Here is a 23,362-nt window from a genome sequence, read left to right on the forward strand (position 1 = left end):
GGCGCTGTCCGGCGCCCTGCCCGCTTGCGCACTGCTGGCCTGCGCGCTGGGCCTGTGGCTCGATGCCGGTGCCGGTGCCCGCTCGCTGCTGGCCGGCGTCGCCACCCTGGCCGCCGTGGCCGCGCTGTTCCTGTGGTATTCGCTGCACGACGCCATCGTGGCGCCGCTGCACACGGCCACGGCGCACGCCCGCAAGATGGCCGGCGGCGACCTGACGGGCGTCATCGACGTGACGCGCGACGACGAAGCAGGCCAGTTGCTGGCGGCGCTGCGCCAGATGGGCGTGAACCTGCGCAGCATCGTCTCGGACGTGCGCAGCAATTTCGACGAGATGAGCACGGCCACGAACGAAATCGCGACGGGCAATATGGACCTGTCGGGACGCACGGAATCGCAGGCATCGAGCCTGCAGCAGACGGCGGCCAGCATGGAAGAACTGAACTCCACCGTGCGCCAGAGCGCCGGCAACGTGGCCAACGCCGACCAGCTGGCCGAACGGGCCACGCAGGTGGCCGGCCAGGGCGGCGACATCGTCTCGCAGGTGGTGCTGACGATGGACGGCATCAGCGAATCGTCGCGCAAGATCCTCGACATCATCGGCCTGATCGACGGCATCGCCTTCCAGACCAATATCCTGGCGCTGAACGCGGCCGTGGAAGCGGCCCGCGCCGGCGAACAGGGACGCGGCTTTGCCGTCGTTGCGTCGGAAGTGCGCGCGCTGGCGCAGCGCTCCGCCGGCGCGGCCAAGGAAATCAAGGTATTGATCGACAATTCGATCCAGAAGGTCAATGCCGGCACGGAGCTGACGGGCAGCGCCGGCAGGATCATGGCCGAGGTGATCGCCTCGGTCGGCAAGGTCAAGGAGGTGATGCACGAAATCTCCGACACCACCAAGGAACAGACCCTGGGCATCGACCAGGTCAACCAGGCCGTCGCGTCGATCGACGACATCACGCAGCAGAACGCGGCGCTGGTGGAACAGGCCGCCGCCGCCGCGGGCAGCCTGGTGCAGCAGACCCGCTGCGTGGCCCAGGCCATCGCCGTGTTCAAGGTGGCTGGCGGCACCGGCGCGACCGCCGCGAAGCGGCCGCTGCGTCTGGCGGCGTGAGTGCCGGCCCGGCCGGTCGCACCCTGCCGGGTCAGCCGAACGGCTCGTAGGCGATGCCGTCCCGGACAGCGCCGATCAGCAGGGCCTTGTTCTCCGCGCTTTCGCTGAAATCCACCAGCAGCTGGCTGCGCGCCGTGCCGGCATCGAGTGCATCGCTCCAGTAGCGGTAACCGCCGGTGTCGGGCTGGCGGTGCAGCACATGCTCGTACAGCTTCGTGATGAACGCCGCATCGCTGACGCTGCCGCCGAACTTGGACATGAATTCGTCGCTGCGCATGAAGCCGTCGGCCACGCCGAGCAGCGTGCCACCATGGTCGAGTGCACCGATCCAGAACCCCAGCCCGGCCTGGTCGGGAGCGCGGCCCAGCGCGGCGTTATACAGCCGGTATGCCTGGCCGGCGTTGCCGTCGATGTCGAGGGCAACGGCGCCGTCGGCAAACTGCACGCGCTCGACCTGCTCCAGCGAGGCCCTGGTGCCGTCCGCCCTGGCGGTGACGTGCCGGGTGGCGAGCATCTGCAGGTCATAGCCGGCCCGGTTGCCCGCCACGACGACGGTGTCGATGCCGGCGCCGCCGTCGATATGGTGTGCGCCCGCCAGCACGGTGGCCCGATCGTTGCCGTCGCCCAGCTGGGCGTCCGCCCGGAAGCCGCCGGTCAGCGTCAGCCGGTCGTCGCCGGCGCCCGTCATGACGATGAGCGCATAGCTGCTCAAATTGCCCGCGATATCGAGGATGAAGGTGTCGTCGCCACCGTTGCTTGCCGTATCGTTGAGCAGCGCCAGCGGCGCGAGCCTGGCGATATCGCCGACGGCGGCGGCCAGTCCCGTCATCTCGACATGGCTGCCATCGGCATAGCCGAGGTGCACGGCGTCGACGACGCCCGGCATCCAGGGCACCTGGCCGCCATGGAACAAATTCATGGCCGGCAGCGTGAAGTCGCCGCTGATGGTGCCGTGTACATAGCCTGTCGACGTGCTGACGCCGATATCATGCAGCGTGCCGGCGACCCCGCCGTTCTCATCCATTTCCAGCTCGCCGGTCGCGTGCACGCGCACATTGCCGATCTTCGCGGAAATGAGACCGCTGTCGATGGACCACAGCGACGCGGCATCGAAGCCGTCCACACGGCCCGAGAAGGACTGGATTTGGGGCACGCCTTGCGACATCGTGTAGCCGACCTTGAATTGGCCCGACAGGTCGAAGCTGCCGGTGCCGGGGCGGATCAGCGATACGCCACTGGCCGCGATTACCCCCTGCGCACCTTGCAGGTTGCCGGCATTGAGGCCGTGCAGCGCCAAGGTGATGCCGCTGGGCATGCCGATGGCGACCGAGCCGCCGCTCGCCGTGACGGTGGCGTGCTCCAGGTAGGTGTCCAGCTGGATGCGCTGCATGGCGTACACCAGGGGCACATTCAGGCCGTGACTCCCGGCGACGGTGTAATGGTAAACAAGCTGCGGAGACAGCTTCACATCGAAATAGCTCACGTAGATCCCTGTAGTTTGCTCTCTGAAAAGACGGCGTCTGACCGCGCCGTTCACTTGCCTGTCCAGCGCGGTCCTCATGCGCTGGAGCGTGCGCGAGCTTACCGGTATTGCATCCCGTTGTCCAAGTCCCTGCGACGATGCGGTGCACCGGCCGGAATGGCGGCGGCGCAGGCCCGGTCGCAAACCGCGCCCCTACCTTATAATGGTCGTTTTCGCCCAACTTACCCTTTCCCCGATCATGGAATTAGCCAAGTCTTTCGAGCCTGCCGACATTGAACAGTTCTGGCGCAGCGAGTGGGAGAAGCGCGGATACTTCGCCGCTTCGATGGACCTCTCCAAGCCTGCCTTCAGCATCCAGCTGCCGCCGCCGAACGTCACCGGCACGCTGCACATGGGCCACGCCTTCAACCAGACCATCATGGATGGCCTGACGCGATACCACCGCATGCTCGGTCATAACACTGCCTGGATTCCCGGCACCGACCACGCCGGCATCGCCACGCAGATCGTGGTCGAGCGCCAGCTCGACGCGCAGAAGGTGTCGCGCCACGACCTGGGCCGCGAGAAGTTCGTGGAGAAGGTGTGGGAGTGGAAGGAAAAATCCGGCTCCACCATCACCGGCCAGATGCGCCGCCTGGGCGCTTCGGCCGACTGGGACCGCGAATACTTCACGATGGACCCGGCCCGTTCGAAGACCGTCTCAGAAGTGTTCGTGCGCCTGTTCGAGCAAGGCCTGATCTACCGCGGCAAGCGCCTGGTCAACTGGGACCCCGTGCTGGGCACGGCCGTCTCCGACCTGGAAGTGGTGTCGGAAGAAGAAGACGGCTCGATGTGGTACATCAAGTACCCGCTGGCCGACGGCAGCGGCTCGCTGACGGTGGCCACCACCCGTCCCGAGACGATGCTGGGCGACGTCGCCGTGGCCGTCGACCCGACCGACGAGCGCTATGAAGCGCTGGTGGGCAAGATGCTGACCCTGCCGCTGGTGGGCCGCCAGATTCCCGTCATCGCCGACTCGTATGTCGACAAGGCCTTCGGTACGGGCTGCGTGAAGATCACGCCCGCGCACGACTTCAACGACTACGCCGTGGGCCAGCGCCACAAGCTGGACATGCCGTCGATCCTCACGCTGGACGCGAAGATCAGCGACGACGCGCCCGAAGCCTATCGCGGCATGGACCGCTTCGCCGCGCGCAAGCAGATCGTGGCGGACCTGGAAGCCCAGGGCCTGCTGGAACAGGTCAAGCCGCACAAGCTGATGGTGCCCCGCGGCGACCGCACCGGCGTCGTCATCGAGCCGATGCTGACGGACCAGTGGTTCGTCGCCATGAGCAAGCCGGCGCCGGAAGGCACCTTCAATCCGGGCAAATCCATCGCCGAAGTAGCGCTGGAAAAAGTGTCGTCGGGCGAAATCAAGTTCGTGCCGGAGAACTGGACGACGACGTATAACCAATGGCTGAACAATATCCAGGACTGGTGCATCTCGCGCCAGCTGTGGTGGGGCCACCAGATCCCGGCCTGGTACGACGAGGCCGGCAATATCTTCGTTGCCCGCACCGAGGAAGAAGCGCTGGCCAAGCAGCAGGCCGCCGGCAGCACGGGCACGCTCACGCGCGACAACGATGTGCTCGACACGTGGTTCTCGTCGGCGCTGGTGCCCTTCTCCACGCTGGGCTGGCCGGAAGAAACGCCTGACCTGAAGGCCTTCCTGCCGTCGTCCGTGCTGGTAACGGGCTTCGACATCATCTTCTTCTGGGTCGCCCGGATGGTCATGATGACGGCCCACTTCACGGGTAAGGTGCCGTTCGAGACCGTGTACGTGCACGGCCTCGTGCGCGACTCGCAGGGCCAGAAGATGAGCAAGTCGAAGGGCAATACCCTGGACCCGATCGACCTCATCGACGGTATCGGCATCGACGCACTGGTGGAAAAACGCACCACGGGCCTGATGAATCCGCGCGCGGCCGAAAAGATCGAGAAGGCCACGCGCAAGGAATTCCCCGAAGGGATCGCCGCCTACGGCACGGATGCCGTGCGCTTCACGATGGCCAGCTACGCCTCGCTGGGCCGCAACATCAACTTCGACCTGGGCCGCGCCGAAGGCTACCGTAACTTCAGCAACAAGCTGTGGAACGCCACCCGCTTCGTGCTGATGAACACGGAAGGCAAGGACTGCAGCGCCAGCGATGCCGACCTGTCGCAGGCGGACAAGTGGATCGTGTCGCTGCTCAATCGTGCCGAGCAGGACGTGGCGAAGGGCTTTGCCGACTACCGCTTCGACAATATCGCCAGCACCATCTACAAGTTCGTGTGGGACGAGTACTGCGACTGGTACCTGGAACTGGCCAAGGTGCAGGTCCAGCAGGGCACGGAAGGCCAGCAGCGCGCCACCCGCAACACGCTGCTGCGCGTGCTGGAAGTGGTGCTGCGCCTGGCCCACCCGATCATCCCCTTCGTCACCGAGGAACTGTGGCAGACCGTCGCGCCCTTAGCTGGCAAGGGAGACACGGCCGGCAAGTCCATCATGACGCAGCAGTACCCGCTGCCGAACGAAGCGGCCATCGACACGGCCGCCGAAAGCTGGATCGCCGAACTGAAGGCCATGACGGATGCGACCCGCAACCTGCGCGGCGAAATGAAGCTGGCGCCGTCGCTGCGCGTGCCGCTGATCGTCGAGGCCAGCGGCGTCGACAAGGACAAGATCGCCGCGTTCGCGCCGTATATCCAGCTGCTGGGCAAGCTGTCGGAAGTGCAGATCGTCGACGCACTGCCGGAGTCGCCGGCCGCCGTGTCGGTGGTGGGCACGACGAAGCTGATGCTGGAGGTGGAGATCGACGTCAAGGCCGAGCGCGAGCGCCTGGCCAAGGAAATCGCCCGCCTGGAAGGCGAGATCGCCAAGGCGTCGAACAAGCTGTCGTCGGAAAGCTTCGTCGCCCGCGCCCCGGCCGCCGTGGTGGCCCAGGAGCAGGAACGGGTGGCAACCTTCACGGCCACGCTGGAAAAACTGCGCGAGCAGTTCGCCAAGCTGCCGGCCGCATAAACGCCATTGCTGCCTGATAAACGCCGGACCGGGTTCGCCCGCTCCGGCGTTTTGCATTTTTAGAGCGTGCCCACCAATTTTTTCGGCACGACCGTGCGCTACACTGGACCGGCATTCAAACCAACAAGGAGACACCATGCGTCCAATGATTTATGCCGCCCTGATCGGCGCCGCCTTCAGCGCCCTGCCCGCCTTCGCCGACAGCGGCTCGCCCGTCGGCCTGTGGAAGAACATCGACGACAAGACCGGCAAGGCCAAGGCCGAGGTGCGCATCACGGAAGCGAACGGCGTACTGCAGGGGAAAATCGAGAAGCTGTTCCGCCCTGCCGACCAGGACCAGAACCCGAAATGCACGGCCTGCGAAGGGGCCGACAAGGACAAGCCGCTGGTCGGCCTGTCGATCATCAACGGCATGAAGAAGGACGGCGAGGACTACAGCGGCGGCACCATCCTCGACCCGGAAAACGGCAAGGTCTACAAGAGCAAGATGAAGCTGGCCGACGGTGGCAAGAAGCTGGAAGTGCGCGGCTATATCGGCATGCCGATGCTGGGCCGCTCGCAGACGTGGGTGCGGCAGGAATAATCCTCCCGGCGCGGTGGCGTTGGGAGCTTGCGTTAAATATATTGACGTAATGCTATCGGCAGTGTTGTACTCCCCTTTCGTAGTCAACTATAAAAGGGGAAGTCATGAAGAATGTTGCTGCATTCACGTGTGCCATGTTGCTGGCCACCGCCGCCCAGGCCGAACGCTTGACCTATGAGTACACGGCGACCGTCACGTCGCTGACGCAGTTCGTGCTGGGGAACGACCACATCGACTTCCTGCAGCAGGCCACGCTGCCTGGCGGCGCCGTCGCCATCGGCGACACGGTCACGGGCCGCTTCAGCTTCGACACGTCGTGGACGCCGTCGGCCCTGGGCAGCAATGGCACGCAGGACTACGCCGACTACTTCCCCGCAGCCCCCGTCAGCGCCGCCTTCGCGCAAGGCCTGCTGTTCGCATCAGCCAGCCCGTACAACCTGGCCGTCGCCATCGACCAGGCCAATCCGCTGAACGGCAACGACCTGCTGGCCTTCACCAGCCTCAATACGAGGACGGATGCGACCGAAACGCTGTCGGTCGAGTTCTCCGATCCCGCCGCCGCCCTGCTGACCGGCACCTCGCTGGCCGGCACGGGCGCGATCCTGCAGGCCGCCAACGGCAGCTTTCACTACGCCTACACGACGAACGAGCCCTTCGTGACGATCCGGGCAGGTGGCGCGTTGACCGGCCTGCACCTGGTATCGGCCGTGCCGGAACCAGGCGCGTATGCGATGTTCGCGGCCGGCCTGGGCCTGCTGGCCTGGCGCCGCAAGCGCGGCTGACCGGCTTTGAAGCCGGCGGGGCCGCCTAGCGCGCCGGCTTCAATTCGATCTCGAACAGCTTCGGCCAGCGCTTGCCGGTGACGAACAGGCGCTTCCTGCCGCTGTCGTAGGCGATGCCGTTCAGGACATTGTCCGTGCCCGGCTCCACGCCGGACAGCTTGTCCAGCCCCTTCAAGTCGATCCATCCCCGCACCTGGCCGCTGAACGGGTCGATGCGGGCGATGCGGTCGGTTTGCCAGATGTTGGCGTAGATCTGGCCTTCGACCCATTCCAGTTCGTTGATCTGCGTGACCGGCGCGCCGTCGGCCGTGACGCGGATGCGCCGTGTCACCTTCATCGTGGCCGGATCGAGCACGCGGATATGGGCCGTACCGTCGCTCATGTAGAGCCGCTCGCCGTCGCTCGTCAGGGCCCAGCCTTCGCCCTGGTAGCCGAAGCGGCCTTCCGGCTCCAGCGTTTCCAGGTCGAACACGAAGCCCACCTGGTTGGTCCACGTGAGGCTGATCAGGCGCTTGCCGAAGGGCGCGATGCCTTCGCCGAAATAGTCGGCCGGGATGTCGCGGTTCTGCAGCACCTTGCCTGTTTCCAGGTCGACCTTGCGGATCGACGAGTGGCCGTTCAGGCCCGTGCTTTCATACAGGATGCCGCCCTGGTAGAACAGGCCTTCCGTGAAGGCCTGCGGGTCATGCGGGTAACTGCGCTTGACGGCGTAGCCGTGGACGGGAACGGCGGCCTGCACGAACGCCGTGCAGGCCAGCAGGATGGCGGCGAGGGTCGGTTTGATCAGCATGCGCGAAGCATACCGCAACTGGGCCCGGCGGCCCAGGCCCCGATCAACCGGGGGCGTGGCGGCGCAGGTGGCCATCCAGCGCATTGGCGAAGCGCTGGCGGTCGGCCTGGCCGAAGGCGGCCGGGCCGCCCGTGTCGATGCCGCTGCCGCGCAGTTCGTCCATAAAGGCGCGCATCGTCAGCTGCTGCTGGATGTTGTCCGGCGTGTAGAAGTCGCCACGGGGGTTGAGGGCGTGGCCGCCCTTCTCCAGCACGTCCGACGCCAGCGGAATGTCGCCCGTGATGACCAGGTCGCCCGGCGCCAGCAGCCGCACGATCTCCTTGTCGGCCACGTCGAAACCGGACGGCACCTGCAGCGCGCGAACGAACTTCGACGGCGGCACGCGCAGCAGCTGGTTGGCCACCAGCGTGACATTCATCTGCACCCGCTCGGCCACGCGGAACAGGATTTCCTTGACGACGCCGGGGCAGGCGTCCGCATCGACCCAGATCTGCATCAGCGCTTCACCACAGTTCGCCCGTCAGGCTGGTGCGCGGTGGCGTCAGGCCGAAGTGCAAAAAGGCCGCCGGCGTGGCGACGCGCCCGCGCGGCGTGCGTTGCAGGTAGCCCTGCTGGATCAGGTAGGGCTCCAGCACGTCCTCGATGGTGTCGGCCGCTTCGCCGATGGCGGCGGCCAGGTTGCCGATGCCGACGGGGCCGCCGTTGAATTTGTACAGCACCGCCTCGAGCAGCTTGCGGTCCATCACGTCGAAGCCAACCGTGTCGACGTCGAGCATGACGAGGGCGGCGTCGGCGACGTCCTTGGTGATGTCGCCGTTGCTTTTCACTTCGGCGAAATCGCGCACGCGGCGCAGCAGGCGGTTGGCGATACGGGGCGTGCCGCGCGCGCGGCGGGCGATTTCCAGTGCGCCGCTGGCGTCGATCGGCGCCTTCAGCAGCGCCGCGCTGCGCGTGACGATCTTGGCCAGTTCCTCGGTGGTATAGAACTCCAGCCGGGCGACGATGCCGAAGCGGTCGCGCAGCGGGTTGGTCAGCATGCCGGCGCGCGTGGTGGCGCCCACCAGGGTGAAGGGCTGCAGGTCCAGCTTGACGGAACGGGCCGCCGGGCCTTCGCCGATCATGATGTCGATCTGGTAGTCCTCCAGCGCCGGGTACAGGATTTCCTCGACCACGGGCGACAGGCGATGGATCTCGTCGATGAACAGCACATCGTTCGCTTCCAGGTTCGTCAGCAGCGCGGCCAGGTCGCCCGGGCGTTCCAGCACGGGGCCGGAGGTCTGGCGCAGGTTCACGCCCATCTCGCGCGCGATGATGTTGGCCAGGGTCGTCTTGCCCAGGCCCGGAGGCCCGAACAGCAAGGTGTGATCGAGCGCCTCGCTGCGCTTCCTGGCCGCCGAGATGAAGATCTCCAGCTGGCCGCGGATCTTCTCCTGGCCGACGTATTCATCGAGCAGTTTCGGGCGCAGGGCCCGTTCGATCGCTTCCTCGTTCGGCGACGAGGGCGCCGCGTCGATGATGCGTTGTTCCGTGAAGTTGTCGGTCTGGATGCTCATTCATCAGCCTTTGGACAGCGCTTTCAGCGCCTGCTTGATGCCGTCCGACACACCCGCGCCGGCCGGCACGGTCTTCAGCGCCAGCAGCGCTTCCTTGTCAGAGTATCCCAATGCGATCAGCGCGTTCAGGATATCCGTCTGCGCATCCGGCACGGCCTGCACGCCGCCGGTACCCAGGTCGGCTCCCAGCTTGCCCTTCAGTTCCAGCAGCAGGCGTTCGGCCGTCTTCTTGCCGATGCCGGGCACCTTGACGAGGCGCCCCGCTTCCTGGCGCGTGACGGCCTGCGCCAGGTCGTTGACGGACATGCCGGACAGGATCGACAGCGCCGTGCGCGCGCCCACGCCGGTGATCTTGATCAACTGGCGGAACACGGCCCGTTCCTCGGCATTGCCGAAGCCGAACAGCAGGTGGGCATCCTCGCGGATGGCCTGGTGCGTAAACAAGGTGACCTTCTCGCCCGTGTGCGGCAGGTTGTAGAAGGTGCTCATCGGCACGTCGACTTCATAGCCGACGCCCTGGACATCGACCAGCAGTTGCGGTGGATTTTTTTCGAGCAGGATGCCGGAGAGACGTCCGATCATGGGTAATTCCTAATTTTTCTTGAGAATGGGGACAGTGTAGCGGACGATCAGCCCACCAGCCTGCCGCGCTTCATGCGCAGGCCTGCGGCGCCGCGCACGGCGATGTCGATGGCGCCGATGGCCGCCAGCGTGTCGTGCGTGTTGGCGTGGCAGATGGCCACGCCCAGCGCGTCGGCCGCGTCGGACCCGGGCAGGCCGGGCAGGGACAGCAGCCGCGACACCATTTCCTGCACCTGCTGCTTGGCCGCCTTGCCGGTGCCCGTGACGGCCTGCTTGATCTGCGTCGGCGAATACTCGGCCACGGACAGCGATGCGCTGACCAGGCCGCAAATGGCGGCCCCGCGCGCCTGCCCCAGCAGCAGGGTCGACTGGGGATTGACGTTGACAAAGACTTTTTCGATGGCGGCGCAGTCGGGCGCGTAGGTGGCCGTCAGTTGCGACACGCCGTCGAGGATCACCTTCAGCCGCGTCGGCAAATCGCCCTCGCCGCTCTTGATGGTGCCGGAAGCGATATAGCGCAGCTTCGTGCCCTGCTTGTGAATAACGCCAAAGCCGGTGGTACGCAGGCCGGGGTCGATGCCGAGGATAATCATTGGCTGATTGTATGCAGTAAAGAAAGCGCCCGCAATAGCGCGGGCGCAGTGGTGCAGCAGTCTACTGCAGAGATCGTGTCGACATCGGGGTCAGGCACCGATGTCGACACGGAGGCAATAGTTTCTCGAAAAATGGGGTCTGTCCCCATTTTTCGGGCAACACATCAGTGGCGGAAGTGGCGCGTGCCGGTGTACAGCATGACGACGCCGCGCTCGTCGGCCGCGTCGATGACTTCCTGGTCGCGCATCGAGCCGCCCGGCTGGATGACGCAGGTGGCGCCGGCGTCCACCACGACGTCGAGGCCGTCGCGGAAGGGGAAGAAGGCGTCCGATGCCACGGCCGATCCGGCCAGGGTCAGGCCCGCTTTTTCCGCCTTGATCGCGGCTATCCGGGCCGAGTCGATGCGGCTCATCTGGCCGGCGCCGACACCCAGGGTCATGTTATTGCCGCAAAAGACGATGGCATTGGACTTGACGAATTTCGCCACTTTCCATGCGAACATCAGGTCGGCCAGCTGCTGCGGCGTCGGCTGCTTCTTCGTCACCACGCGGGTGTCGGCCAACAGCACGTTTTTCGCGTCGGCCGACTGCACCAGCAGGCCCCCGCCCACGCGCTTGAAGTCCATCGCGTTGACGCCATTGCCCAGCGGGATTTCCAGCAGGCGCACGTTCTGCTTGGCCGACATGATCTGTTTCGCTTCCTCCGTGAACGACGGGGCGATCAGCACTTCGACGAACAGCTTGGCCAGCTCGGTGGCCGCGGCGCCATCGACCGGCACGTTGAAGGCAATGATGCCGCCGAAGGCCGAGGTCGGGTCCGTCTGCAGCGCGCGGCTGTAGGCATCCACGGCGGACACACCCAGCGCCACGCCGCACGGATTGGCGTGCTTGACGATGACGCAGGCGGCCGGCTGGTCCATGCCGCCCATGCTCTTGACGCATTCCCAGGCCGCGTCGGCATCGGCGATATTGTTGTACGACAGTTCCTTGCCCTGCAGCTGGCGGTAGTTGGCCAGCGCGCCGTCGACGGCCGTCGTATCGCGGTAGAACGCGGCGGCCTGGTGAGGGTTTTCGCCGTAGCGCATGTCCTGCACTTTTTCAAAGTGCACGTTCAGGGTCTGCGGATAGGCGCCGCGGGTGGCGTGCTGGCGGTCCGGCCCCAGGCTGGACAGGTAGTTCGTGATCGCGCCGTCATACTGGGCCGTGTGGGCATATACCTTCTTGGCCAGGTTGAAGCGGGTTTCGTAGCTGACGTAGCCGGGCGAGTTGTCCGTCGTCTTCATTTCCGCCAGCACCACGCCGTAGTCGGACGGGTCGCAGATGACGACGACGTCCTTGTGGTTCTTGGCCGCCGAGCGCAGCATGGCCGGGCCGCCGATATCGATATTCTCGATGGCGTCGTCCAAGGAGCATTCTTCCTTCGCCACCGTGGCCTGGAACGGGTACAGGTTGACGACGACCAGGTCGATGGTCGGGATGCCATGTTCATCCAGCTTGGCCATATGCTCCGGGAAATCGCGGCGGGCCAGGATGCCACCGTGAACTTTCGGGTGCAAGGTCTTGACGCGGCCGTCCAGCATTTCCGGGAAGCCCGTGTAATCCGCCACTTCGGTGACAGGTACGCCGTTTTCTTCCAGCAGCTTGGCGGTACCGCCCGTGGACAGGATATTGACACCCATCGCCGACAGGGCGCGGGCAAAGTCCAGCACGCCGGTCTTGTCGGAAACGGAAATGAGAGCTTGTTTGATCATGGCTAGGTCAAGGTTGTGAAGAATTCTGGTTGAAGGCAACCCGCGCCGGACAAACCCCGCAGCGCCGGTTTCCTGGACAGACTCGCCGGCCCAAAACGGCCGGATCACAGCCGCTTGCCGGGGCCGGATCGAGGCTTACAGCAGGCCGTGTTCCTGCAATTTCTTGCGCAAGGTATTGCGATTGATGCCCAGCATTTGCGCGGCGTGGGACTGGTTGCCGTCGGCACGCGTCATCACCACTTCGAGGATCGGTTTCTCGACGGTCATGACGACCATATCGTAGATATTCGATGCCTGCTGCTCGCCCAGGTCGTTGAAATATTCTTCGAGGCTTTTCTGGACGACTTCCTGGATACTTTCTTTGCTCATATTCTTGTGTTCTGCTAAATGTTTGCCGGTCTGGCGCCGGGTCAGGCCGCCAGCATTTCTTCGGCGAGGCGGTATTGTAACCGCTCGCCATACTTCCATTGGGATTCAAAGAAGCTGTCCACGGCCGCCAATTGCGCGGTGGTGGACTCGAGGCGATTCATTTCCTGTCGAAATTCTTCGCCACCGGGAAGGTCGCGCACATACCAGCCGATATGCTTGCGCGCCGTGCGCACGCCCAGGTTTTCGCCGTAGAAACCGTAGTGGGCGCGCAGGTGCTCGTCCATCAGGCGGCGCACTTCGGCCACCAGCGGCGGCGGCAGCAAGGTGCCGGTGCGCAGGAAGTGGTCGATCTCGCGGAAGATCCACGGCCGGCCCTGGGCGGCCCGGCCCACCATGACGGCGTCGGCGCCCGTCTTGTCGAGCACGTAGCGGGCCTTTTCCGGCGACGTGATGTCGCCGTTGGCCACGACGGGAATCGACACGGCCGCCTTGACGGCGGCGATGGTGTCGTATTCCGCTTCGCCCGTGTAGCCGTCGGCGCGGGTGCGCCCGTGCAGGGTCAGCATCTGGATGCCTGCCTGCTCGGCGATGCGGGCGATGCGCAGGGCGTTCTTGTTCTGGCGATCCCAGCCGGTGCGGAACTTCAGTGTAACGGGCACATCCACTGCCGCCACGACGGCATGCAGGATGCGCTCGACCACGTCCTCGAACTGCAGCAGGGCCGAGCCGCACCAGTTGTTGCACACCTTTTTCACGGGGCAACCCATATTGATATCGACCACCTGGGCGCCCTTGTCCACGTTGAACCTGGCGCAATCGGCCAGCTCCTGCGGATCGGACCCCGCGATCTGCACCGCTTTCGGCTCCATTTCCCCCGTGTGATCGCGGCGGCGCGAACTCTTCTCGCTGGCCCACACGCGCGGATTGGCCGCCGCCATCTCGGCCACCGCGTAGCCGGCGCCCAGCTCCTTGCACAGCTGCCGGAACGGACGGTCCGTCACGCCGGCCATCGGGGCGACGAAGACGTTATTGCGCAGAAGATGTGGGCCGATTTGCACTTGGGGAATTCCTGATCTGAACTGCCGGACGAGCGGAGGAACCTGCAATTCTAACCCAAGGCCTGCTCAATTTATAAGCACTATTTTGTATAAGAACAGCAATTGAACCGGCAATGCCGAGCTTTCCGCTTTTGAAACAAGGAGTTATGACGAGAAATTTTTAGGACGAGCGTGCGGCGCCGCCCCTGCCGCCGGTGGAAACGTTGCTGCCGACTCCATCCCATAGCATTGCGAACGCCCGAGGCAAGAGCTGGGTAAGCGTGCAATCAGACGATATCGTCCATCGCGGCGGCCAGGTGGTCGACGTTGCCCCAGTGGGTCAGCGCCAGCTGGCCGTCGTGCCACGTGAAGCGGTTGATGCTGGCGTTCTTGACGTGGAAGTCGCGCGGGCTTTCCAGGCCCATGCCGGTAGCGGCGCGGTAGGCGCATTCCAGCACGCCGCCGTGGGCGACGATGGCGATGGTGCGGCCCCTGTAGCGCTGGGCCCAGTGGCCGATGGCGTCGATGCTGCGCTGGTAAAAGGTGCGGAAACTTTCCGCGTGGCGCTCGCCGTGCGGCATCACGGCGTCGATGTGGCGGCCCTGCCACGCGGCGAACTCGTCCGGGTAGCGCGCTTCGATCTCGCTATATAGAAGCCCTTCGAAGACGCCATAGCCCCGCTCGCGCAGGGCCGGGTCGGCGTGGTTCGGCACATGGCGCTGGCGTGCCACGGCGGCCGCCGTCTGGACGGCGCGCTGCAGGTCGCTGGAAACGATGGCGGCCAGCGTTTCGTGTTCCAGCGCCCGGCCCAATGCCGCGGCCTGGCGCTGGCCGGCGTCGTTCAAGCCGATATCGAGGTGGCCCTGGAGGCGGCGCACGGCGTTCCAGGCCGTTTCGCCATGACGGATCAGCAATAAATTCGTCATGCGCTCAGTTCGCCGCTTTCAGGGTGTAGGTACCGATCAGCTGGGCCTCGTCGACGATATGGCCGTGCATGGCAGCCAGCACGTCCTGCGCGGTGAAGCGCCCGCTGACCGGCAGGCGCTCGATATCGAGGGCATACAGGCGGAAGATATAGTGGTGCACGCGCTCGTCGTTCCATGGCGGGCACGGGCCGTCATAGCCGAAGTAGTTGCCCGCCATGTCCGGGTCCTGCGCGAACCAGCCCGTGTAGTCGTTCAGGCCGTGGCGCATGGCCGAGCCGGGAACGGCGGGGCCGGGCTTGCCTTTCGGCGTGACGCCGTCCGAATAGGCGCCGGCCGCCAGGGTCGACACGTCCGTCGGGATGTCGACCAGCACCCAGTGATAGAAGTCGCCGCGCGGCAAGTCGACCGGCAAGGTCCGGCCTTCCTTGTTGACATCCGTACCGACGGTGGGCGCATCGCCGTCGATGCACAACAGCACCAGCGAGGCCGTGCCGGCCGGGATGTCGTCCCACGCCAGGTGGGGGTTGCGGTTGCCCGCCAGCCGCACGTGCGTAGCCGGGTCCGGTACCGCAAAGGCGTTATCGCCAGGAATGGCGCTTCCCTCCTTGAAGGAGTGGCTCCAGATTTTCATCGTCTCTCCCGCTGCCGTGCCCGAATGGCCGGCGCAGGGTCGCCAGGCCACGGTACGGCTATTTTTATGATACCTGCTTTGGACTTGTTTGCAGCCAGAACGTCACCGGGCCGTCGTTTGTCAGCGAAACCTGCATATCGGCACCGAAACGGCCCGTGGCGACGGTGCCATGGCGGCTGCTGGCCTGGCGCACGAAATAATCGAACAGGCGCTTGCCTTCGTCGGGCGGCGCGGCCGGCGTGAACGAGGGCCGGGTGCCGGACCTGGTGTCGGCCGCCAGGGTGAACTGGGGCACCAGCAGCAGGCCGCCGGCCACGTCCGTGACGCTGCGGTTCATCTTGCCGGCCTCGTCGGAGAAGACGCGGTAGGACAACAGCTTCGCCAGCAGAGCGTCCGCCTCCCGTTCGCTGTCGCCCCGCTCGGCGCAGACCAGCACCATCAGGCCGCCGTCGATGGCGCCGACGACGGCCCCGTCGACCACGACCTGGGCCGCGGTGACCCGTTGCAGCAGGCCGATCATGCCAGGGTGACGCGGGCGAACTTGCGCTTGCCCACTTGCAGCACGAAGGTGCCCGCTTCCGCCTTCAATGCCTTGTCGCTGATGACGGCGCCGTCGATGCGCACGCCGCCCTGGTCGATCATGCGCATGGCTTCCGACGTCGAGGCGCACAGCCCGGTCTGCTTGAGCAACTGGGCCAGACCCAGCGGCGCGCCCGTGATCGACAGCTCGGCGATATCGTCCGGAATGCCCCCTTTGGAGCGGTTGACGAAGTCGGCCAGTGCATCCTCGGCCGCCTGCTGCGAGTGGAAGCGCGCCACGATTTCCTGGGCGATCGCCACTTTCGCGTCGCGCGGATTGCCGCCCTGCTCGATCGCCTTTTTCAGGTCGGCCACTTCGGCCAGCGAGCGCCACGACAGCAGCTCGTAGTAGCGCCACATCATCGTGTCGGAAATGCTCATCACCTTGGCGAACATGGTGTTGGCCGGTTCCGTGATGCCGATGTAGTTGTTCTTCGACTTCGACATCTTCTCGACGCCGTCCAGGCCTTCGAGCAGCGGCATCGTCAGGATGCACTGGGGTTCCTGGTTCCAGTCCTTCTGCAGTTCACGCCCCACCAGCAGGTTGAACTTCTGGTCCGTGCCGCCCAGTTCCAGGTCGGACTTCAATGCGACGGAATCGTAGCCCTGCATCAGCGGATACAGGAACTCATGGACCGAGATCGGTGTCCCATTCTTGAAGCGCTTGGAAAAATCCTCGCGCTCCATCATGCGCGCCACCGTGTAGCGCGAAGCGAGCTGGATCATGCCGCGTGCGCCCAGCGCATCGCACCACTCGGAGTTGTAGCGCATTTCCGTCCGGGCCGGGTCGAGCACGAGCGCGGCCTGCTTGAAGTAGGTCTGGGCGTTCAGTTCGATCTGTTCGCGCGTCAGGGGCGGGCGCGTGGCGTTGCGGCCCGAAGGGTCGCCGATCATCGACGTGAAGTCGCCGATCAGGAAGATCACCTGGTGGCCCAGGTTCTGCAACTGGCGCATCTTGTTCAGCACCACGGTGTGACCCAGGTGCAGGTCCGGGGCCGTCGGGTCCAGGCCCAGCTTGATGCGCAGCGGCACACCGCTCTGTTCCGAGCGTGCCAGCTTCTGGGCGAATTCGCTTTCGATCAGCAGTTCGTCGGCGCCGCGCTTGGCGATGGCAAGGGCTTCCTGGACGGCGTCGCTGAGGGGAAGAAGGGGTGCGGCGGCAGGCTTTTGCGACGCGGTCTTGGTATCCGGGTTTGTATCCATCTGGTGCGAAATTTTCTTAAAGTGTTGGCGTGGCGCAGGACTTTGCTATAATTCCCGATCCCATCAATCTTGCCCGATGAAAACGAATTAAATCAACAACAAAATAAAAGAGCAAAAATCCATCAAGTTCAAGCGGCAAATTTTAACTGATTGCATGAACCATATAAACAAGTTCACAAGCTCGCGCTTGTATCAATTGCTAGGTTCGACCCGCAAGACTCGCATCGTTCGCGCGTCCGCGCTGGCATTGGCCGTGTGCACCTTCGGTGCGGCCGGTGTGGCCCCGCTCGCTCCCGATGCCAGCGACCTGCCGGTAACGACGATCTCGCAGAACATCGCCGCCCCGAACCTCTCCTCCCAAATCGCCGCCATCGACGTGGCCGAAGACTCCCAGAAATACGTGCATGAAGAGCGCATCCGCGCCGGCGATACGCTGGCCACGCTGCTGCAGCGCCTGGGTGTCGAGGACGAAGCCGCCGAGACCTTCATCAAGAAGGACAAGGTCGCCAAAGCCGTCATGCAACTGAAGACCGGCAAGCGCGTCCAGGCCCAGACGGACGACGAAGGCAATCTGCTGTGGCTGCGCGCAAGCGTGGTGGACAGCACGGACCTGCCCGTCAAGAACATCTCCGTGCTGCGCAAGGGCGAAGGCTTCGTTGCCGAGGAATCCCCCGTCAAGCTGGAGCGCCGCGTCGAGATGCATGCACGCGACATCACCACGACCCTGTTCGCGGCCACCGACTCCGATGCGGACGGTACCCGCCTGCCGGACACGGTGGTGCGCCAGATCGTGGAAATGTTCTCGACCAATATCGACTTCCGTTCCGACCTGAAGCGTGGCGACAAGTTCAACGTTGTCTACGAGACGTTCTGGCAGGATGGCGAGTTCGTCAAGGCGGGACGCATCCTGGCCGGCGAGTTCACCAACCGCGGCATGACGTATCAGTCCGTATGGTTCGAAGATCCGGCCAGCAAGCAGGGCGGCGGCTATTACAGCTTCGACGGCAAGGCGCTGAAGAAGGCGTTCCTGAAGTCGCCGCTGGAGTTCACCCGTATTTCGTCGGGCTTCTCGATGCGCGTGCACCCGATCTCGGGCAACTGGAAGGCGCACAAGGGCATCGATTTCGCCGCGCCGACGGGCACGCCGATTCGCGCCGCCGGTGATGGCGTCGTCGATTTCGCCGGCACCCAGAACGGTTACGGCAATGTCGTGGTGCTGAAGCACTGGAACAACTACAGCACGGCCTATGCACACATGAGCCGCTTCGCTTCGGGCCTGCGCAAGGGCCAGAAAGTGAGCCAGGGCGACCTGATCGGCTACGTTGGCTCGACCGGCTGGTCCACGGGCGCGCACTTGCACTACGAGTTCCGCGTGGGCGGACAGTCGCTCGACCCGAACAAGCTGAACGTGATTGCCCAGGCACCCATGACGGCCGCTGAAAAAGCGCGCTTCAAGCTGGTGGCAGGCGACATGATCCACCGCTTCGCCCTGCTGCGTCCGGAAGAATCCAACCGCGCACTCGCGATGAAGTAATCCGGCCTTTCCAGCTGGAGAAAAACGGCGCCCGCGAGGCGCCGTTTTTCCGTCCTCCCTCACTGTGATTCCATCATAAAACGGCGCCATGCGACCTTCCGTTAGCTGTCTAACACTATGGATGACATCGCTGTAAATGCGGCACAATAGGGACATGACCTTTTCAGCGGAACTTCCATGAGCTTGTTTATCGGACTGATGTCGGGCACCAGCCTGGACGGTGTGGACGGCGTTCTTGTCGACTTCTGGGCCGGCGCCGCGCGCACGCTGTCGGCCGCGCACGTGGCCTACCCCGCCGCGCTGCGCGAGGAACTGATGGCGCTGCAAGCGGCCACGCCGAACGAGCTGGAGCGCGAGGCCCTGGCGGCGCGGCAGGTAGCCCTCGTGTACGCCGACTGCATCGAACAGGTGCTGGCGAAAACGGAGATGAAGCCGGCCGACGTGCGCGCCGTCGGCGCTCATGGCCAGACCATTCGGCACCGCCCCGAACTGGGCTTTACGTGGCAGACGCTGGATGCGTCGCTGCTGGCGGAACTGTCGGGCATCGACGTCATCGCCGACTTTCGTTCGCGCGACGTGGCGGCCGGCGGCCAGGGTGCGCCGCTGGTGCCGGCCGCCCATCACGCGCTGTTCGGCCAGCAGGGCAGCACCCGCGTGCTGGCCAATATCGGCGGCATCGCCAACATCAGCGTGCTGCACCCGGACGGGCACGTTACCGGTTTCGACACGGGCCCCGGCAACGTGCTGATGGACCTGTGGATCGATCGACACCTGGGCCGCGCGTACGACGACGGCGGCGCGTGGGCAGCCGGCGGTCACGTCATTCCCGGCCTGCTGTCATCGATGCTGCTGGAGCCGTATTTTGCCGCTCCCGTGCCGAAAAGCACGGGCCGCGACCTGTTCCATCAGGAATGGCTGCAGCGGCACGTGGCGAATCATGGCGGTGCCGCACCGCAGGATGTGATGGCGACCCTGACGCGGCTGACGGCCGTGACCCTGGCGAACGCCATCAAGCAGTACGCCGCGGGCACGGACATCGTCTACCTGTGCGGCGGCGGCGCCTACAACGACACCTTGAAGACGATGCTGGCCGCCGAACTGGGCCATCAAGTGACGGTGGAGACGACGGCCGCGCTGGGTGTCGTTCCCGAGCAGATGGAAGCGCTGTGCTGGGCCTGGCTGGCTTTCCGCTTCGATGCCCGCGAGCCGGGCAATCTGCCTTCCGTGACGGGCGCGAAGGGCCTGCGCGTGCTGGGGGCCCTGCATCCCCGTTGACACGGTATAGGCAGGCGCACTCTGATAGCGTAGAGCTATCACACCATTCAAAACAATTAGCTTACAAAACTAAACGAGAATCGTTATCATCTGTCTCAACGGTATCCACTGAAGAGGCAGCTAAATGATCGTCGCAGCGAAAAAAATCAGCCAGGTCGGCACGCACATGGCCATCGCCTTCAGCCTGATGTATGTGGTAACGGGCTCGGTGGCCTTCGGCGGCCTGGCGGCGATCCTCGAACCCGTCATCAATGTCGCGCTGCTGCCCCTGCACGAAGGCTTCTGGCGGCGCCTGCGGGCCCGCACGGCCGCCTATGCCCAGGCCGTGCTGGCCCTGGAGAAAATCAGCCAGACCCTGTTCCACTTCGTCATTGCCGTGGCGGTCATGTACTGGGCCACCGGCTCGCTGGCCCTGGGCGGCCTCGTGGCCGTGCTGGAGCCCGTCCTGAACGTCATCGCCCTGCCCTTCCACGACCGGCTGTGGGAACGCCTGGAAGCCCGTCTGGCCGCCAACGCCCAGCTTGCCGCCGCCTGAAAGTGGTTAGCCGTTGACTGGGGTTGCTTCAGAAACAGCGTCTGACACCGGTTTTGAAGCAACCGGGTGCAGCGCGGCGCGTGAGCATCGGAGAAGATCGCGCGTAAACGACAAACGGCGGCCAGCTTGCGCTGGCCGCCGTTACGTGACGCGGATGCTGCTTAGACGGAGAAGGATGAACCGCAGCCGCAGGTCGACGTGGCCGATGGGTTCTTGATGACGAACTGCGCGCCTTCCAGGTCGTCCTTGTAGTCGATTTCCGCGCCCACCAGGTACTGGTAGCTCATCGAATCGATCAACAGCTGGACGCCGTTCTTGACCATCGTCGTGTCGTCTTCGTTGACGATTTCGTCGAAGGTGAAGCCGTACTGGAAACCGGAACAGCCGCCGCCTTGCACGAACACGCGCAGCTTCAGGTCCGGATTGCCTTCCTCTTCGATCAGCTGGGCCACCTTGTCAGCGGCGCTGTCCGTGAAGACGATGGGCGACGGGATAACGTCTTGTGCTTCGGCTACTGCATTCATTTGGAACTCCTACTAAAAATCGTTGGTCCATTATAGACCTTTGCACGGACTGCCGCTCAGGCCCACGTCGTTTCTGTCGGGAACATGCGGCGTTTTCGCCGCAGTTCAATGCCAGCCCGGCAAAACCGGGAAAATAAGCTCAGGGCAGCAGCGCGATGACGTCCAGGCCCAGGTGCTCTTCCAGGCCGAACATCAGGTTCATGCACTGCACGGCCTGGCCGGATGCGCCCTTGACGAGGTTGTCCTGCACCACCAGCACGATGACGGTATTGCCATTGTCCGGACGGTGCACGGCCAGGCGCAACATGTTCGAGCCGCGCGTCGTGCGCGTTTCCGGATGGGAGCCGAACGGCATCACGTCGACGAAGCGCTCGTCCTTGTAGGCGTCCTCGAACAGTTGCTGCAGCGCTTCGTTGCTGATGTCCTGCGTCAGCTTGGCGTACAGGGTCGAGTGCATGCCGCGAATCATCGGCACCAGGTGGGGCGTAAACACCAGCGACACCTTCTGGTCCGTGAAGCGCTGCAGCTGGGCCGTCGTTTCCGGCGTGTGGCGGTGGCCGGATACGCCGTAGGCCTTGAAGCTGTCGCTCGCTTCGGAGAACAACGTGCCGATCTCGGCCTTGCGGCCCGCGCCGGACACGCCGGACTTGCAGTCGGCGATCAGGCTGCCCGCGTCGATAACGCCGGCCTTCAGCAGCGGCGCGAAGCCCAGCTGCATCGTCGTCGGGTAGCAGCCGGGGTTGGCGATCAGTTTGGCGCCCTTGACGTCGTCACGGTTCAGCTCGACCAGGCCGTACACGGCCTGCTCCAGCAGTTCCGGCGCCGTGTGGTCGATCTTGTAGGTCTTTTCGAACACGGCGCGGTCCTTGATGCGGAAATCGGCCGCCAGGTCGATCACCTTGACGCCCTTGGCCAGCAACTCGGGCGCCTGCGCCATCGCCACGCCGTGCGGGGTGGCGAAGAACACGACGTCGCATTGCGTCAGGTCGGCCTTGTCCGGCGCCGAGAAGGCGATATCGACCCGGCCGCGCAGGGAGGGATACATGTCCGCCACCGGCAGGCCGTCTTCCTTGCGCGACGTGATGGCCGTCAGCTGCACCTGGGGATGGACGGCCAACAAGCGCAGCAGTTCGACGCCGGTGTAACCGGTGCCGCCGACGATGCCAACTTTGATCATGTTCTGGTTCCTTGCAAAAAAAGTGAATGAAGGGCGAATTCTAGCAGTGTTGGGTGACAGGCGTTTTACCCTATCCAGAATGCAAAAAGCCGCCGGATACACCGACGGCTTTCTTGTCCAGCCCGGCGAACCAGGCTGAAGGGAAACGCGATTAACGCTTCGAGAACTGCTTTGCGCGACGTGCCTTGCGCAGACCGACTTTTTTACGCTCGACTTCACGCGCATCGCGGGTGACGAAGCCGGCTTTCGCCAGGTCTGGCTTCAGGGCTGCATCGTAGTCGATCAGTGCACGGGTGATACCGTGGCGCACTGCACCTGCCTGGCCGGACTCGCCGCCGCCATGCACGTTGACCTTGATGTCGAAACGCTCGACGTTGCCGGTCAGTTCCAGCGGCTGACGGATCACCATCAGGCCGGTTTCGCGGGAGAAGTATTCCGACGCTGGCTTGCCGTTCACGATGATCTGGCCGGTGCCGACCTTGATGAACACGCGAGCTACCGCACTCTTGCGACGGCCGGTGCCGTAGTTGTAGTTACCGATCATGTCAGTTCCTTAGAATTCGAGTGCTTTAGGTTGCTGGGCAGCGTGCGGGTGCGAACCTTCGGCGTACACTTTCAGCTTCTTGATCATTGCGTAGCCCAGTGGGCCTTTTGGCAGCATGCCTTTGACGGCCTTTTCCAGAGCACGACCTGGGAAACGCTGTTGCATTTTCAGGAAGTTGGTCTCGTAGATGCCGCCTGGGTAGCCGGAGTGACGGTAGTACGTCTTCTCGGTGGCTTTGGTACCGGTCACGCGCAGTTTGCCTGCATTGATGACGACGATGAAATCGCCCGTGTCGACGTGAGGGGTAAATTCTGGCTTATGCTTGCCGCGCAGTCGGCGTGCCACTTCGCTGGCAACACGGCCGAGGACTTTGTCCGTCGCGTCAATCACGAACCAGTCGCGCTGGACTTCATGGCCCTTAGCGGAAAAAGTTTTCATGTTTGACTTCCTAATGAAGATATAAAAAAAAACGCTCAAATGGTGGTTCCGCCCCGGTAATGCAGCGGACGCAGCCTTGTTGTTGACTTTCCTGAGCGAACGGAAAGCTGGCGATTATAGCGCCCCGTGCTACCGCCGGTCAACCCCGGCCTGAACGACTTTCGAGCGCTCGCGGCCGTTGCCAGAACGGCAAGGGCCAGCTAGTATTGCCCGGTCGATATCGTAGAAAGCGCCGCGTGAACCTTCGTGACTACCTGGTCCGCCTGCTGGCTGCGGCCGCCCTGGCCCCGCTCGCCGCCGCCGCCGCGCCCGCCGGCCGCACCTG

Annotated in this window: 24 protein-coding genes; 7 read left to right on the plus strand and 17 right to left on the minus strand. The window is 64.4% G+C overall.

The genetic code is table 11. The annotated features are described in order from the left end of the window. Nucleotides 1-1,108 (plus strand): methyl-accepting chemotaxis protein (locus tag GM672_RS22895; protein ID WP_155472843.1); only part of this gene is annotated, 1,108 nt, incomplete at its 5' end. A gap of 31 nt (nt 1,109-1,139) precedes the next feature. Here the strand turns inward: GM672_RS22895 and GM672_RS29785 are convergent. After that, nucleotides 1,140-2,591, minus strand: coding sequence for a DUF4214 domain-containing protein (locus GM672_RS29785; RefSeq protein ID WP_170300201.1), 1,452 nt, complete (start codon nt 2,589-2,591; stop codon nt 1,140-1,142). Nucleotides 2,592-2,829: 238 nt separating this feature from the next. Here GM672_RS29785 and GM672_RS22905 point away from each other — a divergent pair, with 238 nt between their 5' ends. From GM672_RS22905 to GM672_RS22915, 3 genes are all read left to right on the plus strand, one after another. Next, nucleotides 2,830-5,631 carry a valine--tRNA ligase gene (locus tag GM672_RS22905; protein ID WP_155472845.1) on the plus strand — a complete coding sequence of 934 codons (2,802 nt, stop codon included), beginning with the start codon at nt 2,830-2,832 and terminating at the stop codon, nt 5,629-5,631. Nucleotides 5,632-5,776: 145 nt separating this feature from the next. After that, on the plus strand, nt 5,777-6,214 hold the full coding sequence (locus tag GM672_RS22910; RefSeq protein WP_155472863.1) for a DUF2147 domain-containing protein: 438 nt from the start codon (nt 5,777-5,779) through the stop codon (nt 6,212-6,214). 104 nt (nt 6,215-6,318) lie between these two features. Beyond that, a complete protein-coding gene (locus tag GM672_RS22915; protein ID WP_155472846.1) occupies nt 6,319-6,996 on the plus strand; it encodes a PEP-CTERM sorting domain-containing protein in 678 nt (225 codons plus the stop codon). A gap of 25 nt (nt 6,997-7,021) precedes the next feature. Here GM672_RS22915 and GM672_RS22920 read toward each other — a convergent pair whose 3' ends face one another. The 12 genes from GM672_RS22920 to tyrS form a co-directional block, all read right to left on the minus strand. Beyond that, a complete protein-coding gene (locus GM672_RS22920; RefSeq protein WP_155472847.1) occupies nt 7,022-7,786 on the minus strand; it encodes a glutaminyl-peptide cyclotransferase in 765 nt (254 codons plus the stop codon). A gap of 43 nt (nt 7,787-7,829) precedes the next feature. Further along, nucleotides 7,830-8,282, minus strand: coding sequence for a YaiI/YqxD family protein (locus tag GM672_RS22925; protein ID WP_155472848.1), 453 nt, complete (start codon nt 8,280-8,282; stop codon nt 7,830-7,832). A 7-nt stretch (nt 8,283-8,289) separates the two neighbouring features. Continuing rightward, entirely contained in the window at nt 8,290-9,339 is a 1,050-nt protein-coding gene (gene ruvB, locus GM672_RS22930; RefSeq protein ID WP_155472849.1) for a Holliday junction branch migration DNA helicase RuvB, read from the minus strand. A gap of 3 nt (nt 9,340-9,342) precedes the next feature. Next, nucleotides 9,343-9,921 (minus strand): Holliday junction branch migration protein RuvA, encoded by a 579-nt coding sequence (ruvA, locus tag GM672_RS22935; protein WP_155472850.1) that lies wholly within the window; start codon nt 9,919-9,921, stop codon nt 9,343-9,345. Between the two features lie 47 nt (nt 9,922-9,968). Beyond that, a complete protein-coding gene (gene ruvC / locus GM672_RS22940) occupies nt 9,969-10,514 on the minus strand; it encodes a crossover junction endodeoxyribonuclease RuvC (protein WP_155472851.1) in 546 nt (181 codons plus the stop codon). A 164-nt stretch (nt 10,515-10,678) separates the two neighbouring features. After that, nucleotides 10,679-12,265, minus strand: coding sequence for a bifunctional phosphoribosylaminoimidazolecarboxamide formyltransferase/IMP cyclohydrolase (purH, locus tag GM672_RS22945; RefSeq protein ID WP_155472852.1), 1,587 nt, complete (start codon nt 12,263-12,265; stop codon nt 10,679-10,681). Nucleotides 12,266-12,400: 135 nt separating this feature from the next. Beyond that, a complete protein-coding gene (locus tag GM672_RS22950; RefSeq protein ID WP_107140775.1) occupies nt 12,401-12,634 on the minus strand; it encodes a helix-turn-helix domain-containing protein in 234 nt (77 codons plus the stop codon). A gap of 41 nt (nt 12,635-12,675) precedes the next feature. Then, a complete protein-coding gene (gene dusB, locus GM672_RS22955; RefSeq protein WP_170300202.1) occupies nt 12,676-13,692 on the minus strand; it encodes a tRNA dihydrouridine synthase DusB in 1,017 nt (338 codons plus the stop codon). 266 nt (nt 13,693-13,958) lie between these two features. Next, nucleotides 13,959-14,597 carry a histidine phosphatase family protein gene (locus tag GM672_RS22960; RefSeq protein ID WP_155472853.1) on the minus strand — a complete coding sequence of 213 codons (639 nt, stop codon included), beginning with the start codon at nt 14,595-14,597 and terminating at the stop codon, nt 13,959-13,961. Nucleotides 14,598-14,601: 4 nt separating this feature from the next. After that, complete coding sequence (locus GM672_RS22965) at nt 14,602-15,228, minus strand: YbhB/YbcL family Raf kinase inhibitor-like protein (protein WP_155472854.1); 627 nt, start codon at nt 15,226-15,228, stop codon at nt 14,602-14,604. A 64-nt stretch (nt 15,229-15,292) separates the two neighbouring features. Then, complete coding sequence (gene dtd, locus GM672_RS22970; RefSeq protein ID WP_155472855.1) at nt 15,293-15,748, minus strand: D-aminoacyl-tRNA deacylase; 456 nt, start codon at nt 15,746-15,748, stop codon at nt 15,293-15,295. After that, on the minus strand, nt 15,745-17,010 hold the full coding sequence (gene tyrS, locus GM672_RS22975; RefSeq protein WP_155472856.1) for a tyrosine--tRNA ligase: 1,266 nt from the start codon (nt 17,008-17,010) through the stop codon (nt 15,745-15,747). Before tyrS ends, dtd begins: the two co-directional genes overlap by 4 nt. 154 nt (nt 17,011-17,164) lie before the next feature. Here tyrS and GM672_RS22980 point away from each other — a divergent pair, with 154 nt between their 5' ends. The 3 genes from GM672_RS22980 (at nt 17,165) to GM672_RS22990 (ending at nt 20,354) form a co-directional block, all read left to right on the plus strand. After that, a complete protein-coding gene (locus tag GM672_RS22980) occupies nt 17,165-18,544 on the plus strand; it encodes a M23 family metallopeptidase (protein WP_155472857.1) in 1,380 nt (459 codons plus the stop codon). Between the two features lie 177 nt (nt 18,545-18,721). Then, on the plus strand, nt 18,722-19,819 hold the full coding sequence (locus GM672_RS22985) for an anhydro-N-acetylmuramic acid kinase (protein WP_155472858.1): 1,098 nt from the start codon (nt 18,722-18,724) through the stop codon (nt 19,817-19,819). Between the two features lie 124 nt (nt 19,820-19,943). Continuing rightward, a complete protein-coding gene (locus tag GM672_RS22990; RefSeq protein WP_155472859.1) occupies nt 19,944-20,354 on the plus strand; it encodes a DUF2061 domain-containing protein in 411 nt (136 codons plus the stop codon). A 161-nt stretch (nt 20,355-20,515) separates the two neighbouring features. Here the strand turns inward: GM672_RS22990 and erpA are convergent, their stop codons facing one another. From erpA to rplM, 4 genes are all read right to left on the minus strand, one after another. Beyond that, on the minus strand, nt 20,516-20,878 hold the full coding sequence (gene erpA, locus GM672_RS22995; protein ID WP_155472860.1) for an iron-sulfur cluster insertion protein ErpA: 363 nt from the start codon (nt 20,876-20,878) through the stop codon (nt 20,516-20,518). Nucleotides 20,879-21,017: 139 nt separating this feature from the next. Next, on the minus strand, nt 21,018-22,055 hold the full coding sequence (gene argC, locus GM672_RS23000; RefSeq protein WP_155472861.1) for an N-acetyl-gamma-glutamyl-phosphate reductase: 1,038 nt from the start codon (nt 22,053-22,055) through the stop codon (nt 21,018-21,020). Between the two features lie 151 nt (nt 22,056-22,206). Then, nucleotides 22,207-22,599 carry a 30S ribosomal protein S9 gene (gene rpsI, locus GM672_RS23005; RefSeq protein WP_155472862.1) on the minus strand — a complete coding sequence of 131 codons (393 nt, stop codon included), beginning with the start codon at nt 22,597-22,599 and terminating at the stop codon, nt 22,207-22,209. Between the two features lie 9 nt (nt 22,600-22,608). Next, nucleotides 22,609-23,037 (minus strand): 50S ribosomal protein L13, encoded by a 429-nt coding sequence (gene rplM / locus GM672_RS23010; protein WP_107140762.1) that lies wholly within the window; start codon nt 23,035-23,037, stop codon nt 22,609-22,611. Between the last annotated feature and the right edge of the window lie 325 nt (nt 23,038-23,362).

It is taken from the genome of Pseudoduganella buxea (assembly GCF_009720835.1).
Lineage (GTDB): Bacteria > Pseudomonadota > Gammaproteobacteria > Burkholderiales > Burkholderiaceae_D > Rugamonas > Rugamonas buxea.

Bases quoted from the DNA above. Each gene is read 5' to 3' on its own strand.
- ruvC (WP_155472851.1), bottom strand. From the start codon at position 10,514: ATGATTATCCTCGGCATCGACCCCGGCCTGCGTACCACCGGCTTTGGC.
- GM672_RS22980 (WP_155472857.1), top strand. From the start codon at position 17,165: ATGAACCATATAAACAAGTTCACAAGCTCGCGCTTGTATCAATTGCTA.
- dtd (WP_155472855.1), bottom strand. From the start codon at position 15,748: ATGATCGGCCTGCTGCAACGGGTCACCGCGGCCCAGGTCGTGGTCGAC.
- purH (WP_155472852.1), bottom strand. From the start codon at position 12,265: ATGATCAAACAAGCTCTCATTTCCGTTTCCGACAAGACCGGCGTGCTG.
- GM672_RS22990 (WP_155472859.1), top strand. From the start codon at position 19,944: ATGATCGTCGCAGCGAAAAAAATCAGCCAGGTCGGCACGCACATGGCC.
- GM672_RS22965 (WP_155472854.1), bottom strand. From the start codon at position 15,228: ATGAAAATCTGGAGCCACTCCTTCAAGGAGGGAAGCGCCATTCCTGGC.
- ruvA (WP_155472850.1), bottom strand. From the start codon at position 9,921: ATGATCGGACGTCTCTCCGGCATCCTGCTCGAAAAAAATCCACCGCAA.
- GM672_RS22950 (WP_107140775.1), bottom strand. From the start codon at position 12,634: ATGAGCAAAGAAAGTATCCAGGAAGTCGTCCAGAAAAGCCTCGAAGAA.
- erpA (WP_155472860.1), bottom strand. From the start codon at position 20,878: ATGAATGCAGTAGCCGAAGCACAAGACGTTATCCCGTCGCCCATCGTC.
- GM672_RS22985 (WP_155472858.1), top strand. From the start codon at position 18,722: ATGAGCTTGTTTATCGGACTGATGTCGGGCACCAGCCTGGACGGTGTG.
- rplM (WP_107140762.1), bottom strand. From the start codon at position 23,037: ATGAAAACTTTTTCCGCTAAGGGCCATGAAGTCCAGCGCGACTGGTTC.
- GM672_RS22905 (WP_155472845.1), top strand. From the start codon at position 2,830: ATGGAATTAGCCAAGTCTTTCGAGCCTGCCGACATTGAACAGTTCTGG.
- GM672_RS22910 (WP_155472863.1), top strand. From the start codon at position 5,777: ATGATTTATGCCGCCCTGATCGGCGCCGCCTTCAGCGCCCTGCCCGCC.
- GM672_RS22915 (WP_155472846.1), top strand. From the start codon at position 6,319: ATGAAGAATGTTGCTGCATTCACGTGTGCCATGTTGCTGGCCACCGCC.
- GM672_RS22925 (WP_155472848.1), bottom strand. From the start codon at position 8,282: ATGCAGATCTGGGTCGATGCGGACGCCTGCCCCGGCGTCGTCAAGGAA.
- GM672_RS22920 (WP_155472847.1), bottom strand. From the start codon at position 7,786: ATGCTGATCAAACCGACCCTCGCCGCCATCCTGCTGGCCTGCACGGCG.
- ruvB (WP_155472849.1), bottom strand. From the start codon at position 9,339: ATGAGCATCCAGACCGACAACTTCACGGAACAACGCATCATCGACGCG.
- tyrS (WP_155472856.1), bottom strand. From the start codon at position 17,010: ATGGATACAAACCCGGATACCAAGACCGCGTCGCAAAAGCCTGCCGCC.
- rpsI (WP_155472862.1), bottom strand. From the start codon at position 22,599: ATGATCGGTAACTACAACTACGGCACCGGCCGTCGCAAGAGTGCGGTA.
- GM672_RS22960 (WP_155472853.1), bottom strand. From the start codon at position 14,597: ATGACGAATTTATTGCTGATCCGTCATGGCGAAACGGCCTGGAACGCC.
- argC (WP_155472861.1), bottom strand. From the start codon at position 22,055: ATGATCAAAGTTGGCATCGTCGGCGGCACCGGTTACACCGGCGTCGAA.